This is a genomic window from Mesorhizobium sp., assembly GCF_005063415.1.
Taxonomy (GTDB): Bacteria; Pseudomonadota; Alphaproteobacteria; order Rhizobiales; family Rhizobiaceae; genus Mesorhizobium.
On the sequence record NZ_SUEG01000019.1, the window covers coordinates 21,409 to 34,551 of the forward strand.

Here is a 13,143-nt window from a genome sequence, read left to right on the forward strand (position 1 = left end):
ACAGAGGCCGGCGTCTTGGCGGCGTGTCGGTGCACACTGGCACCATACCGTCGAAGACGTTGCGCGAGACGGTGCTCAACCTCTCAGGCTGGCGTGAGCGCGGCTTTTATGGACGCGGCTACCGGGTCAAGCAGGACATTTCGGTCGGCGATCTGGTCGAGCGCCTGCACAAGACGCTCGACCATGAGGTCGAGGTGCTGCAGCACCAGTTCATGCGCAACACGGTCAAGAGCGCGCGCGCCGCGGTAAAATTCCTCGGTCCCAACAAGGTCAGCCTGACAACCGACACCGGCGACTACAGCGAGGTTGGCTTCGCCCATGCGCTGATCGCGGTCGGCACCCGGCCGCACCGGCCGCGCGACGTGCCGTTCGACAAGACACGGATCTTCGACAGCGACGAGATGCTGGAACTCGACCGCCTGCCGCGCACGCTGACGGTGATCGGCGCCGGCGTCATCGGCGTCGAATATGCAACGATCTTTTCGGCGCTCGACGTGCCGGTGACGCTGGTCGAGCCGCGCAATACCATCTTGGATTTCGTCGACCGCGAGATCGTCGACGACTTCATCCATCAGATGCGCGACCGCGGCATGACGATCAGATTGGGCAGTGCCGTCAAGGAGATCGCCTCCAAACCCGATCATGCCGAGGTGATGCTGGCCGACGGCCGCACCATACGTTCCGAGATGGTGCTTTATGCTGCAGGGCGTACCGGCAATGTCGGCAGCCTGGGCTTGGAAGCGGTCGGCATCGAGGCCGATTCCAGAGGCCGCATCAAGGTCGATCCGCAGACGTTCCAGACCAGCGCGCCCAACATCTATGCCGCCGGCGACGTCATCGGCTTTCCGAGCTTGGCATCGACCTCGATGGAGCAGGGCAGGGTGGCCGCCTGCCATGCGTTCGGCGTGCCCTTGCCGCCACCGCCCGAAACCTTTCCCTACGGCATCTACGCCGTGCCGGAAATCTCCACCGTCGGGCAATCCGAGGAGCAGGTGCGCGAGAGTGGTGCTGCCTACGAGGTCGGCGTGGCGCGGTTTCGCGAGACATCGCGCGGCCACATAATGGGCGTCAACACCGGCTTCCTGAAGCTTCTGTTCTCGATCGAAACACGCCGTCTGCTCGGCGCCCATATTGTCGGCGAGGGCGCGACCGAGCTCATCCACATCGGCCAGGCGGTGATCAATCTCGGCGGCACTGTCGACTTCTTCGTCAACAACACCTTCAACTATCCGACGCTGGCCGAAGCCTACAAGATCGCCGGGCTGGACGCCTGGAACCGCATGGGGCGAGGATAGCTTCGAGGCTCATCGATCTGACGCTGCAACGGCGACTGCAGGATCCGCCAGCCATTGCCTGACGACCTCGGCGTCCGGATCGCCGATTTCATGGCCAGAGGCAATGGTGTGGGTCTCGACCTCGGCGCCATGCGAGCTCAGTAGACCAGCCAACACCGGCGCAAAAGGCGCGTAGGTCAGGTCGGCGGCGCCGGCGATGATTAACACTCGCGCCTTCGACAGGTCTGCCGGCGGCACCTCGTCGAGCACCGGCATCGGACGCAGCAATGCGGCGCGCTCGATTAGGCCCGGATGCAGCAGCATGACGCTTGAGATCACGTTGGCGCCGTTCGAATAACCCACAAAGGTCGCGCGGCTGAGATCGAAGCGGCGGCGCTTCGCGATGCCGTCGACGAAGCCCGCGAATGCGTCCGCCTCTGCACGGATGCTGGCCTGTTCGAAACGCGTCGGGGTGATTCGCGTGAACCAACGGAACCCGTGCTCCTGAGGAATGCGGCCACGGACCGCAACCAGCGCCGCGTGCGGCGCGATTTGCCGACCAAGCGGCAGCAAGGTCGTCTCGTCTACACCCGATCCATGCAACAGGAACAGCCAGTCACCGGGTGAATTGGCGGGTCGAAGGAGCCGGTAGAAAAAGCCTGAATTTTCCTGCAAAATACCGTCTTCGAGGCTCTCCTCGGCCATAGTCGCATCCTTTTGATTTCGCGTTACTTTCGTTGATTTGCCGGCTTCAAAACGAAATATTTTCAAGCTCCGCGAAAGTTGATTGAACCGGGCGCATTTCAGTCCGTTTCTTCGCCGATATAATCCCCGCGGGAGGGATCGAAGCAGTGTGCGCCGGGTGGTCGCATTGCCGCGCATGAACAACCAGCTTTAAGGCCTTTTATCGATGACCATGCCAGTTTCGCCGGAACGCGATACGCGTATTGATGTGTTCCGGGCACTCGCTCTCCTGACTATATTCGTCGACCACGTGCCGGGCACTGTTTTCGAAACCCTGACCTACAAGAATTTCGGGTTTTCGGATGCGGCCGAGGCCTTCGTGCTGATCTCCGGCATGTCCGTCGCTCTCGCCTACGGCACTAAATTCCAGCCGGGAAACCGGCTGATTGCAACGCTGAAAATGTGGCGCCGCGCCGGCGTGCTCTATGTCACCCACATCGTCACGACGATGGTGGTCATGGCTATCTTCTGCGCGGCGGCGGTGTTTGCGAAACGGCCGGACCTTCTGACGCTGATCAACATTGAGCCGCTCGTCAGGAACCCACCACAAGTCCTGGTCGGTATCGTCACACTCGGCCATCAGCTCGGTTACAACAACATACTGCCGGTCTATGCGGCGCTGCTGTTGATGGCGCCGGCCTTCCTGCTGTTCATCAGCTACAGGCCACTGGCCGCGCTTGCCGTGTCCGCAGCCCTTTGGCTGGTTGCCGGAATCTACCAGATCGCGCCGCCGAACTACCCGGAGCCCGGGTTTTGGTTCCTCAATCCGTTGTCATGGCAATTGCTGTTCAATATCGGCATGGCCAGCGTGTTGCATGTGCGGCGCGGCGGCACCATCCCGGTCAATCGCTGGCTGGTCGGCGTGGCGGCCGCCTACGTGCTGACGGCGCTCGTCTGGGTGCACAGCCCGCTGTGGGGGCATGTGTCATGGCTCGACCTGCCGGTGGTGCTGACCGGTTTCGACAAGACGTTCCTGTCGTTGCCGCGGCTGCTGCACATCCTGGCGATGAGCTATCTGGTCGTCGCCTTGCCTTTCGTCTCGAACCTGTTCCGCACCGGCCGCGACAATCCGCTCGCCATATTGGGCAAACGCTCGCTGCCGGTTTTCATCGCCGGCACGGTGATTGCCATGGCGGCGCAGGTGATGAAGCTGATCAACCCGGGCGGCATTGCCTACGACAGTCTGCTGCTCGCCGCCGGCATCGCCATGCAGTTCGCGCTCGCCTTCTATCTGGAGTGGCTGTCCGCCATCGGCTGGTCCGGCAAGGGCAAGCCGGTCCGCAACGAGGCGGCCCGCTCGTCTTTTGAAATCGGGCCGATGGCCGCACAAGCGAACCGATAGACCTGGACGGTCGATCTGCCGGCCTCATGCTATGCTCGGCGGCGGTCCCGACGATGCCCTGACGACAAGTTCGACGTCGAGCGTTTCTCGCCGCACCGTGCCGTCGAAGTCGAGGATTCTTCGCGCCGCCCGCCGGCCGATCTCGGCGATCGGCTGAGCGATGGTGGTGAGCGGAGGCTCGCAAATTGCGGCTTCAGGCACGCCGTCGAAGCCGACGACGGAAACATCGCGGGGAACCGCGATGCCCCGTGCGTTGAGCCATTCCAACGCCACCATCGCGATCCGGTCCGACATCGCCAGGATGGCGGTCGGCGGTTCCGCCGAGGCGAAGATGGTTTCGAGACCAGCCCTTGTGCTCGCCTTGTCGTTTTCGGTCTCGTAGACCGGCACCTTGGCGGTGTCGACACCAAACCGGGAAAGCTCTTCGAAATAGCCGAGGAGGCGGTCACGGGTCCCGGTATAGGACGCCGTCCGGACCTGCTCGGGCGAGACAAGACCGGTGCTGTCGTCGGCGAAGGCCAGCGACAACACGGCGAAGCGGCGATGTCCAAGTTCCGCCAGATGGCGCGCCGCGAGCCGGCCGCCGGCAACATTGTCGATACTGATCGCCGAGACCGTGTCATCCTGCGAGCCGAGCTCGAGCGCGACGAAGGGGAGCTTTCGTTCGCGCGTCAGCTCAACGAGGCGCGGACCGCCCTCGATGCAGAACAGGATGAAGCCGTCCACGAGGGCGCTCTGGATATTCCAGGCAAGTTTTTCCTCGTTGCCAGCCGACACGAGGGCTATTCCCGCGCCGGTGGCGTCGCAGGCTTCCGAGATGCCGGCCATCATCACGCGGGCAAAGGGGTCGTCGAAGAAATAGGACAGCGGCTCGGTTGTGGCGACGCCGATTGCATTGACCTTGCCGGCGCGCAGCAGGCGGCCCTTGGGATCCGGGCCGGCGTAGCCCAGCGCGTCGGCCGCCGCCTTGACCCGCTCGCGGACTTCCTCGCGCACGATTTCGGGACGGCTGAAGACATTGGAGGCAGTGCCGTGCGATACGCCCGCAGCTTTGGCGATGTCCGCCAGCCGGATGGGTCTCCTGCCGCCTTCGGTGAGTGATGCCATTTGTTTGTCTCCAGGACTCCTGTCCAACAGTATCGCCAATTAACTAACACCTTCGTTGGATCGATTCAAATTTTTGCTTGACATTTATGGTGCGATGCATATTCTTTGAATCGATCCAAGAGCGTTTTTCGTCCGCAGATTGGATCGATACAAGAGGAGAGCGCCATGCACCCCGTCAATTATCTGTTCGAGGACATTTACCGGAACGACTGGAGCATCCGCTCGAGCGCGGAGGCCCGTAAGCGGCGCGACAGGACCGGTCCGTGGATTCGCGACCTGCGTTTTCTCGTACGACGCAAGTGGAGTTGATCGGCGGCCTATTTTTTGTGCCGCTGATTGGATCGATTCAAAAACCTAGAGGAGATTAAGCCATGCACCCGATCAAGCATCTGTTCGAAGACATCTATCGCAATTATTGGGGCATCTCGCCGGCCACCGAACGGCCGGAGCGACGGCGTGTGGTCAAGACGACCAAGCGCCACGGCCAAGTCCGGCCCGAGCGTCCGCGCGACTGACAGAACTGGCGAACCTGGCTGCCGCGTCAAAGGCGCGGGCGCACCAGCGCCGAGGCGGCCATCACCAGCCAGCCGCCGATGAGCAACGTGCCGCCGATCGGCGCCGACATCGGGAACAGCCGCGAGCCAAGGAAGTCGCGGGCCAAAAGATCTCCCGAGAACAGCAGAAGCCCGACGAGAAGGATGAGGCTTCCGGTTCGCAGGATGCTATTGCCACCGAGCAGCCCGACGGTAAGGAAGACCGGCGCATGCATGAGCAGGAAGGGTGCGGCCGTACCGACGAAAGCGCCGCCGAGATGTGCCGCCGCCGCCGAAAGCGCCACGCCGGTTGCGCCGCACAGGCCGCCGGCAAGAACCAGAATGCGGCCGCCTGCCGCGTGTTCATCCGTGCTCATTTCCACGCCTCCGTGATTGCTGGCGACCGCCTGAGATAGTGCCGCGAACCGTGTCAGGATTTGCCGGCTTCCGCCAGCATGTCGCGTTCGCGGCGCGACTGGACCAGCCAGTTATAGGCCGCTCCGCCTGCCATCAGAACGGATGTGCCGAGAAACACCGAGCGCATACCGAAATGGCCGCCGGCGAAGCCGCCGAGCAACGGTCCGGCGACCTGCCCGACATATTGCGCCGAGATCGACAAGCCCAGCACATTGCCGCCGACCCCGTCGGGCACATTGTGGCGGATGACGCTGGTGATGCAGGGCAAAAGACCGCCAAGCGCCAGGCCCATCAGGAAACGCAGGCCGACGAGCTGCCAGCCCTGCGTTACGAAGGCCTGCGGGATCAGCAGCAGCGCCGACACTGCGAGTGCGGCAACGATGACGTTCCAGTGGCCGATACGGTCGGCGAGCTTGCCGAGCCGCGACGCCGACAGGATGGCGCCGAGCGCGGCCGCGGACATGACGATGCCGGAGACCAGCGTGACCTGGCTCTGATCTTCGATGAGCTGCTGGACATAGACGGTGATGATCGGCTCGATCGACATGGTGGCGAAACTCAACAGCATGCCGGTCGCCAGCATGGCGACGATGGGGCGCTTGTCGGGAATTTGCGACCAGCCGTCGTTCGTTTTTTCTTCTGACGCGACCTTGGCGGCAACCGGGCGAGGGGCCTCCTTGATCAGCAAGGTGGTTGCCAGAAACGCCAGGAAAATGACGCCGCCGGCGAGCAGGAATGTGGCGCGGATGCCAATCAGCGGCGGCAGCGCGCCGCCAAGCAGCGGACCGACCAGGGCACCAGCGGTGATTCCGGCCGACAGCACGCCCAGCGCCCAGCCGGAGCGATCCTTCGGCGTCTGCATGGCAACCAGGATGGTCGAGCCCGAAGAATAGCCGCCGGCAAAGCCGATCAGCAGGCGCAAGAGCACCAATTGCCAGACGGTCTGCACCATGCCGGTTAGCGACATGCACAGCGCCATGCCGAAACTGGCGCGCACCAGCATCAGTTTGCGGCCGTAGCGGTCGCCTAACCGCCCCCACAGGGGTGCGACCAGCGCGGCAGCAAGGAAGGTGGCGCCGTAGGCAATGCCCGACCACTGCACGATCGCCGCATGGCCCTCGGCGCCCAGCTGCTGGACGTAAAGCATTTTGGGATACCAATCTGGTATCTGTCATGAACGCAAGCCCCGTCGCTGTCAATGCGGGCCTCTCAAACATGATCGACAAAGGGCGTGATCGGCCGACGCTGGCCAGTGACCCGATTGCCGGAACAAATGACCCGAACGGAACGCCAATGTCGCAGATGCAGAACGTCGAAAAGCAGCTTCGCGAGATGATCCTCGGGCTCGAGGTCGGTCCCGGCGAGCGGCTGACGGAGCGCTGGGTCGAAAGCCGCTTCGGCGCCTCGCGCACGCCGGTCAGGGCGGCATTGCTGCGGCTCGAGACCGAAGGCCTGATCTGCCGCGACGGCCGCGGCTGGACAGTCTCGCCCATCAATCTTGCTGAACTCGAGCAGATCGCCGTCTATCGCGAGGCGGTCGAGGTCGCGGCACTCAGACTAACTTGCGCCTTGCAGGACAGAAGTGCCGTCGAAATCATCGAGGCGATGCTCGATTCTTGCGACGACAAGACGCCGCGCGAGGAATGGCATCGCGTCGGCATGGATTTTCATATCGAGTTGGCGCGTCTATCCGGCAACGAGTTCCTGTTCAGAGCGGTTCGCGACGCGATGACACGCCTGTCGCGCGCCCGCTGGCTCGAGGTTCGCGACGAGGCAGCGCTCGGCCGTGCCTGGGCCGAACACCATGCCATTGTGTCGGCGGTGCGGGCCGGCGATGCCGGTGTGGCCGCCCGCCTGCTTTCAGCCCATATCGTCGGCAGCCGCGACCGGCTGGTGACCTCGCTGCGCAATGACCGGCGCGGCCTGCGCGCCCGGGGATTTGCCGTCGTCGCTTGAGTGAGGATCGGCGGCCATTGATCACGAAAAGGGCAGATGAGCGAAGAAAGCTACTTTCGGTCTCGCTTCGCAAATGCCGATGGCGTAAGAGCGGCGATGGAAAACAACCGATTTGACACACCCGTGACCGTCAAGGGCGCGGCGGGAAGCAATCAGCTCTTGCGTACGGCCCGCGAGGCTTCCGACTACCTCCTCAACAATTGGCCCGGCAAGCGCAGCCCCAAGCACCGCGAAGCGCTGCAAGCCTGTCATGATGCGCTGGCCGGCGACAAGCCGGCCATGAACGCAAGACGGGCCTTCATTGCCGCCGCCCGCGAAGTGAACGTCTTCGTCAGCGACAAGGCGCCGGCCTGAGGCATAGCGGGGACTTGATCGAGACCCGGGCCGCCTGACAGGCCTGATATCATCACTCGGCCGTTTCGGTGTTGGTTTGGGACTCGCTTTCGCCCTCGGGCTTCGAGCGCTCCTTGGCCGCGACTTTGGCAGCCTGCTTTTCCGCCTTCTTGGCAGCCTTCTGCCGGTCGCGTTCCTTGCGTTCCTGACCGTAGTTCGGTGCTCGTGCCATATCGTTTCCTTTCGTTGTGCTTGGCCTTTGCCTAGGAGCATTGGGCCACAAACACAACACCGCAAGGCACGATCGGCTCCATATCTCGTCGCAGTCCGGGGAGCCCCGCTTCAGAGCGTTTTTTCAGGCGCCGTCCCGGTCGAGGACGAGATCGGCGGGCCCGAACCGGTCCTTTGCCGTGAATTGCTGGTGCCAGTAGGGATAGAGCACGGGCGGCCTGCTGACCACGTCGAGGCGTGTGCGCTCCTCATCGCCGAGCACCACGCTTGCAGCAGCGATATTGTCCTTGAAATGCGCTTCGGTTCGTCCGCCGATCACCAGCGAACTGACAGCGGGCCGGCCGAGCAGCCAGGCAAGCGCCACCTGCGCCGCCGACACGCCGTGGTTATTGCCGATATCGATCAGCGCGTCGACGATCCGCCACAGCCGGTCCTCGTCGCGGATCGGCGGTTCCGACCAGCCGCTGAGCTGGCGGGCGGTCGGCTGGTCACGGTGGTATTTGCCGGACAGCAACCCGCCGGCAAGCGGGCTCCAGACCAGCACGCCGAGCCCCTGGTCGACCGAGATCGGCAACAATTCATACTCGGCCTCGCGCGCTTCCAGCGTGTAATGGATCTGCTGGGTGACGAAGCGCGGCTGGTGATGACGGTCGCTGATCCCCAGCCCCTTCATAACTTGCCAGCCGGAATAATTGGAGCAGCCGACATAACGGACCTTGCCCTGCGCGACCAGCGTGTCGAGCGCGGCGATGGTTTCCTCAAGCGGTGTCAGGCCATCCCACTCGTGCAGGAAATAGATGTCGATGACATCCGTCCTGAGCCGCTTAAGGCTCGTTTCGCATTCGCGGACCAAATGGTAGCGCGACAAGCCTTCATCATTGGGGCCTTTGCCGATCCGCATGCGCGCCTTGGAGGCGATCAACACGTCGCCCTTGCGCTTGCCGCCGAGCGCCTCGCCGATGATCTCTTCCGACACCCCGTTCGAATAGACGTTGGCGGTGTCGATGACATTGACGCCGGCATCGATGCAAAGGTCGATCATCCGGCGCGCCTCGTCGAGATCGGTCTTGCCGACCGCCGAAAACGCGCCGCCGCCGCCGAAGGTCATGGTGCCCATGGTCAGCGTCGAAACCTTCAGCCCGGAACGGCCGAGAGTGCGGTATTCCATGTCGTATCCTCATGATTTTATCGGGAAAGGCGTTTCAAACAACAGCCCTGAATGAACCGGGCATTTGTAGGATAATTCGTTCCGCTTGTCGCCCCGTGTTACAGGGCAACATCGATCACATCTTACGGATTGGACGCGCAACCAGTGCAACAGCGGCTGCAATAAAACCGTCATTGCTGGCCTATACTAACATCGGTCCAGCGCTTCGATTTCCGGCCTCCGGGCCGGGCGGCAGAGCGCCTGACAGCGGCCGGCAAGGCCTGTAAGCGGAGCAGCGCAAATGACCGAGATAAAACAGAATTCCCCGGCCAGGGACTGGTTGGAAGCGGAACTCGCCGACACGCTCGATGAAGACTATGAGCTGGAAATCTCGGAGCCGGCGCTGTCGATGGAGATCGCCAAGATCTACAATAATGCGCATCCGCCATCGATCGACCGCTTGCAGTATTTTCGCGATCTCATCACGCTTCAATCCGAATTGATCAAGCTACAATCCTGGGTCGCCTATCACAAGAAGAAGCTCGTCGTGGTCTTCGAGGCCGCGACTCGGCGGGCAAGGGTGGTGTTATCAAGCGCATCACCCAGAGGCTTAATCCGCGCATCTGCCGCGTCGCAGCACTTCCGGCGCCGACCGAGCGCGAGAAGTCGCAGTGGTATTTCCAGCGCTACGTGCCGCATCTGCCGGCCGGCGGCGAGATCGTGCTGTTCGACCGCTCCTGGTACAACCGCTCGGGCGTCGAGCGGGTAATGGGCTTTGCCCAGCCGGATCAGGTCGAGGAGTTCTTCCGCGACGTGCCCGAGTTCGAACGCATGCTGGTCCGTTCCGGTATCACGCTGGTCAAATATTGGTTCTCCATCACCGACGAGGAGCAGCAGATGCGCTTTTTGATGCGCATCCACGACCCGATGAAGCAATGGAAACTATCACCGATGGACCTCCAGTCGCGCGTGCGCTGGGAGCAGTACACCAAGGCCAAGGAAGAGACCTTCGCCCGCACCAATATCCCGGAAGCCCCGTGGTTCATCGTCGAGGGCAACGACAAGAAGCGGGCACGGCTGAACTGCATTGACCATCTCCTCAAGCAAATGCCCTATGAGGAGGTGCCGCACGAGGAGATCACGCTGCCGGAGCGCGTCTTCAATCCCGAATACGAGCGCCAGGTACTGCCGCGCGAACTGTATGTGCCGGAGAAGTACTGAGGCAGGGCTCCCTTCTCCCCGTCACTATACGGGGAGAAGGTGCCGGCAGGCGGATGAGGGGCGGCGCCAACCTCGCCAGGGCCTGCGGCAGATCGACCAAGCATCTGCCGCGCTTTGTCGATCGCCATGTATTCGAGCTGGCCGCCGCCGATCGTGCCGAAAGTGGCCGATCCTGAGACGAGCATGAAGGCACCCGTCTCGCGCGGCGTCGAACCTTTTGTCCCGGCCACCTCAACTAAGGCGACCCGGCCGGCACCGGCAAGAAAGGCTTTCACTTTCGCGTTCATCATTCGCGTTCCCTATCGGGAAATATAGAGTTTTTCGGCCTGAATTGCACGTTTTCCGGGATTCAAGTGCCGGTCCTGGCTTCCCGCTTCAGCCGTTCGATCGCCATCAGCACACGCTCCGGCGTGGCCGGCGGGTCGAGGCGCGGGCAGATCTTATGGCTGGCAACGCTCGCCACTGCGTCCGACAGTGCATGCAGCACCGACATTGCGAGCGGAAAGGGCGGCTCGCCGACCGCCTTGGAGCGGTGCACCGTCGGCTCGCCTGCTTGCGCCCAGTCGGCCAAAGTCACGTTAAAAATCTTCGGCCGGTCCGACGCGAGCGGGATCTTGTAGGTCGATGGCGCATGGGTGCGCAGCCGCCCCTTGTCGTCCCACCACAGTTCCTCCGTCGTCAGCCAGCCCATGCCCTGGATGAAGCCGCCCTCGATCTGGCCGAGGTCGATGGCGCGGTTCAGCGAGCGGCCGGTTTCGTGCAGGATGTCGGTGCGCTCGACGATATATTCGCCGGTCAGCGTGTCGACAGAGACTTCCGAGCACGCGGCGCCATAGGCGAAATAGTAGAAGGGATGGCCCTCGCCCTTGTCGCGGTCCCAATGGATTTTCGGCGTCTTGTAGAAACCCGCCGCCGAAAGCTGGATGCGCGCCATATAGGCCTGCCTGACGAGATCCGCGAAGGCGATCTCCTGGTTGCCGATGCGCACGCGGTTGGGCAAGAACAGCACCTGGTCGCGCGGCACCTGGTATTTCTCGGCGGCGAAATTGGTCAGCCGGTCCTTGATCTGGCGGGCGGCATTCTGCGCCGCCATGCCGTTGAGATCGGAGCCGGAAGACGCGGCGGTGGCCGAGGTGTTCGGCACCTTGCCGGTCGTCGTCGCGGTGATCTTGACCTGATCGAGGTCGATCTGGAACTCTTCCGCCACAACCTGCGCCACCTTAACGTAGAGGCCCTGCCCCATCTCAGTGCCGCCGTGGTTCAGATGAACCGAACCATCGGTATAGACATGCACCAGCGCGCCGGCCTGGTTGTAGTGGGTGGCGGTGAACGAGATGCCGAACTTGACCGGCGTCAGCGCCAGTCCGCGCTTGATGAAGCGGCTGTTGGCATTGAAAGCATCGATGGTGCGGCGGCGCCTCGCATAGTCGGAACTCGCCTCCAGCTCGGCGACGATGCGGTGGATGATGTTGTCCTCGACCGTCTGGTGGTAGGGCGTGATGTTGCGGTCGCTGGTGCCGTAGAAATTCTTCTTGCGGATTTCGAGCGGGTCCTTGCCGACGGCAAACGCGACTTCGTCGATGACGCGCTCGGCGCCGACCATGCCTTGCGGGCCGCCGAAGCCGCGAAAGGCGGTGTTCGATACCGTGTTGGTGTAGAGTGGCGCCGATTGCGCGTGCACCGCCGGCCAGAAATAGGTGTTGTCGCAATGGAACAGCGCGCGGTCGGTGACCGGGCCGGAGAGGTCGGCCGAGAAGCCGCAGCGCGCCGCGAACATGAAATCTACGCCCAGAATATTGCCCTCGTCGTCGAAACCGACCTCGTAATCGACGAGGAAATCGTGGCGTTTGCCGGTGGCGATCATGTCGTCGTCGCGGTCGGGCCGGATTTTCACGGCCCGATGATGTTTCTTCGCGGCGATAGCGGCCAATGCCGCAAACTGATTGCCTTGCGTTTCCTTACCGCCGAAAGCGCCGCCCATCCGGCGGATTTCCACCGTCACCGCGTGGCTCGGAACACCGAGCGCATGGCTGACCATGTGCTGGATTTCGCTCGGGTGCTGGGTCGAGGAATAGATGGTGACGTCGTGGTCCTCGCCAGGGATGGCCACGGCGATATGGCCTTCGAGATAGAAATGCTCCTGGCCGCCGATGCGCATTTTTCCCTTCAGCCGGCGCGGCGCCGCGTTGATCGCAGCCGCTGCATCACCGCGCTTCAGCGTCAGCGGCGGCGTGACCAGCTTGTCTTTCCGGGGATCGAGCTCGCCGATATCGGCGACGAACGGCAATTCCTTGTATTCGACCTTGGCCAGCCTCGTTGCACGGCGCGCCTGCTCCCGGGTTTCGGCGATGACGCAGAAGATCGGCTGACCGAAAAATTGCACCTTGCCGTCAGCCAGCACCGGCTCGTCGTGACGGCCGGTCGGCGAAATGTCGTTCTCGCCTGGCACGTCGCTCGCCGTCAGCACATCGATGACGCCGGGTGCGGCGCGCACCGCCGAAAGGTCCATGCTGGTGATGGTGGCACTCGTCGCCGTCGAAAGCCCAAGGCAGCCGTGCAGCGTGCCGGCCGGTTCCGGCATGTCGTCGATATAGACGGCCGTGCCACTGACATGCTTGTGCGCGGAATCATGGCGCTGGTCGGTGGCGACGCCGCCGGCGATTTTTTGCGCTTTCAGGTTTGGGGTGGCGTGCTTATTCATCATGCCGCCTCGTGCCGTGATACCTGGATCGGCGCCCGGGTGCCGGTGGTTTCGGCAAAGAAGCGCAGCAGCAGGTTGCGCGCCGCCAGCGCCCGGTATTCGGCGCTTGCCCGCATGTCGGTTAGCGGGGTGAAATC

The 13,143-nt window shown here is 62.9% G+C and carries 13 protein-coding genes and 2 pseudogenes; 7 read left to right on the forward strand and 8 right to left on the reverse strand.

Annotation, left to right across the window (positions count from 1 at the left end; all coding sequences use genetic code 11):
• A partial coding sequence (gene sthA / locus E5W70_RS07895) for a Si-specific NAD(P)(+) transhydrogenase (protein ID WP_292656147.1) occupies positions 1–1,295 on the forward strand: 1,295 nt, incomplete at its 5' end.
• 9 nt (positions 1,296–1,304) lie between these two features.
• Here sthA and E5W70_RS07900 read toward each other — a convergent pair.
• Positions 1,305–1,979 (reverse strand): alpha/beta hydrolase, encoded by a 675-nt coding sequence (locus E5W70_RS07900; RefSeq protein ID WP_292656150.1) that lies wholly within the window; start codon positions 1,977–1,979, stop codon positions 1,305–1,307.
• Positions 1,980–2,184: 205 nt separating this feature from the next.
• Between E5W70_RS07900 and opgC the strand changes: the two genes are divergently transcribed.
• The gene (gene opgC, locus E5W70_RS07905) at positions 2,185–3,360 is read left to right on the forward strand and encodes an OpgC domain-containing protein (RefSeq protein ID WP_292656152.1); all 1,176 of its coding nucleotides are present in this window, start codon (positions 2,185–2,187) and stop codon (positions 3,358–3,360) included.
• A 24-nt stretch (positions 3,361–3,384) separates the two neighbouring features.
• On the opposite strand, the gene E5W70_RS07910 is transcribed toward opgC, so the two are convergent.
• Complete coding sequence (locus E5W70_RS07910) at positions 3,385–4,467, reverse strand: LacI family DNA-binding transcriptional regulator (RefSeq protein ID WP_292656155.1); 1,083 nt, start codon at positions 4,465–4,467, stop codon at positions 3,385–3,387.
• Positions 4,468–4,632: 165 nt separating this feature from the next.
• Between E5W70_RS07910 and E5W70_RS07915 the strand changes: the two genes are divergently transcribed.
• A complete protein-coding gene (locus E5W70_RS07915; protein ID WP_292656158.1) occupies positions 4,633–4,776 on the forward strand; it encodes a hypothetical protein in 144 nt (47 codons plus the stop codon).
• A 62-nt stretch (positions 4,777–4,838) separates the two neighbouring features.
• Positions 4,839–4,982 carry a hypothetical protein gene (locus E5W70_RS07920; protein ID WP_292656161.1) on the forward strand — a complete coding sequence of 48 codons (144 nt, stop codon included), beginning with the start codon at positions 4,839–4,841 and terminating at the stop codon, positions 4,980–4,982.
• Positions 4,983–5,008: 26 nt separating this feature from the next.
• Here the strand turns inward: E5W70_RS07920 and E5W70_RS07925 are convergent, their stop codons facing one another.
• Positions 5,009–5,377: a DUF423 domain-containing protein gene (locus E5W70_RS07925; protein ID WP_292656164.1), complete on the reverse strand. Its 369-nt coding sequence runs from the start codon at positions 5,375–5,377 to the stop codon at positions 5,009–5,011.
• A 53-nt stretch (positions 5,378–5,430) separates the two neighbouring features.
• Entirely contained in the window at positions 5,431–6,564 is a 1,134-nt protein-coding gene (locus E5W70_RS07930; protein ID WP_292656167.1) for an MFS transporter, read from the reverse strand.
• A gap of 146 nt (positions 6,565–6,710) precedes the next feature.
• Between E5W70_RS07930 and E5W70_RS07935 the strand changes: the two genes are divergently transcribed.
• Complete coding sequence (locus E5W70_RS07935) at positions 6,711–7,373, forward strand: GntR family transcriptional regulator (protein WP_292656238.1); 663 nt, start codon at positions 6,711–6,713, stop codon at positions 7,371–7,373.
• 96 nt (positions 7,374–7,469) lie between these two features.
• The gene (locus E5W70_RS07940) at positions 7,470–7,727 is read left to right on the forward strand and encodes a DUF982 domain-containing protein (RefSeq protein WP_023674477.1); all 258 of its coding nucleotides are present in this window, start codon (positions 7,470–7,472) and stop codon (positions 7,725–7,727) included.
• A 52-nt stretch (positions 7,728–7,779) separates the two neighbouring features.
• On the opposite strand, the gene E5W70_RS07945 is transcribed toward E5W70_RS07940, so the two are convergent.
• Positions 7,780–7,938 (reverse strand): hypothetical protein, encoded by a 159-nt coding sequence (locus E5W70_RS07945; RefSeq protein ID WP_292656176.1) that lies wholly within the window; start codon positions 7,936–7,938, stop codon positions 7,780–7,782.
• A 123-nt stretch (positions 7,939–8,061) separates the two neighbouring features.
• Entirely contained in the window at positions 8,062–9,105 is a 1,044-nt protein-coding gene (locus E5W70_RS07950; protein WP_292656179.1) for an aldo/keto reductase, read from the reverse strand.
• A gap of 280 nt (positions 9,106–9,385) precedes the next feature.
• On the opposite strand from E5W70_RS07950, the pseudogene ppk2 reads away from it, so the two are divergent.
• A pseudogene (ppk2, locus tag E5W70_RS07955) lies at positions 9,386–10,305 on the forward strand (polyphosphate kinase 2).
• Positions 10,306–10,403: 98 nt separating this feature from the next.
• On the opposite strand, the pseudogene E5W70_RS07960 reads toward ppk2, so the two are convergent.
• Positions 10,404–10,592, reverse strand: a pseudogene (locus E5W70_RS07960) (XdhC family protein); the annotation flags it as partial.
• Positions 10,593–10,654: 62 nt separating this feature from the next.
• On the reverse strand, positions 10,655–13,006 hold the full coding sequence (xdhB, locus tag E5W70_RS07965) for a xanthine dehydrogenase molybdopterin binding subunit (RefSeq protein WP_292656182.1): 2,352 nt from the start codon (positions 13,004–13,006) through the stop codon (positions 10,655–10,657).
• Positions 13,007–13,143 lie beyond the last annotated feature (137 nt).

What these genes read in the sequence shown, in the direction of transcription:
- E5W70_RS07900 (WP_292656150.1), bottom strand. Translation starts at nt 1,979, where the DNA reads ATGGCCGAGGAGAGCCTCGAAGACGGTATTTTGCAGGAAAATTCAGGC.
- opgC (WP_292656152.1), top strand. Translation starts at nt 2,185, where the DNA reads ATGACCATGCCAGTTTCGCCGGAACGCGATACGCGTATTGATGTGTTC.
- E5W70_RS07910 (WP_292656155.1), bottom strand. Translation starts at nt 4,467, where the DNA reads ATGGCATCACTCACCGAAGGCGGCAGGAGACCCATCCGGCTGGCGGAC.
- E5W70_RS07915 (WP_292656158.1), top strand. Translation starts at nt 4,633, where the DNA reads ATGCACCCCGTCAATTATCTGTTCGAGGACATTTACCGGAACGACTGG.
- E5W70_RS07920 (WP_292656161.1), top strand. Translation starts at nt 4,839, where the DNA reads ATGCACCCGATCAAGCATCTGTTCGAAGACATCTATCGCAATTATTGG.
- E5W70_RS07925 (WP_292656164.1), bottom strand. Translation starts at nt 5,377, where the DNA reads ATGAGCACGGATGAACACGCGGCAGGCGGCCGCATTCTGGTTCTTGCC.
- E5W70_RS07930 (WP_292656167.1), bottom strand. Translation starts at nt 6,564, where the DNA reads ATGCTTTACGTCCAGCAGCTGGGCGCCGAGGGCCATGCGGCGATCGTG.
- E5W70_RS07935 (WP_292656238.1), top strand. Translation starts at nt 6,711, where the DNA reads ATGTCGCAGATGCAGAACGTCGAAAAGCAGCTTCGCGAGATGATCCTC.
- E5W70_RS07940 (WP_023674477.1), top strand. Translation starts at nt 7,470, where the DNA reads ATGGAAAACAACCGATTTGACACACCCGTGACCGTCAAGGGCGCGGCG.
- E5W70_RS07945 (WP_292656176.1), bottom strand. Translation starts at nt 7,938, where the DNA reads ATGGCACGAGCACCGAACTACGGTCAGGAACGCAAGGAACGCGACCGG.
- E5W70_RS07950 (WP_292656179.1), bottom strand. Translation starts at nt 9,105, where the DNA reads ATGGAATACCGCACTCTCGGCCGTTCCGGGCTGAAGGTTTCGACGCTG.
- xdhB (WP_292656182.1), bottom strand. Translation starts at nt 13,006, where the DNA reads ATGAATAAGCACGCCACCCCAAACCTGAAAGCGCAAAAAATCGCCGGC.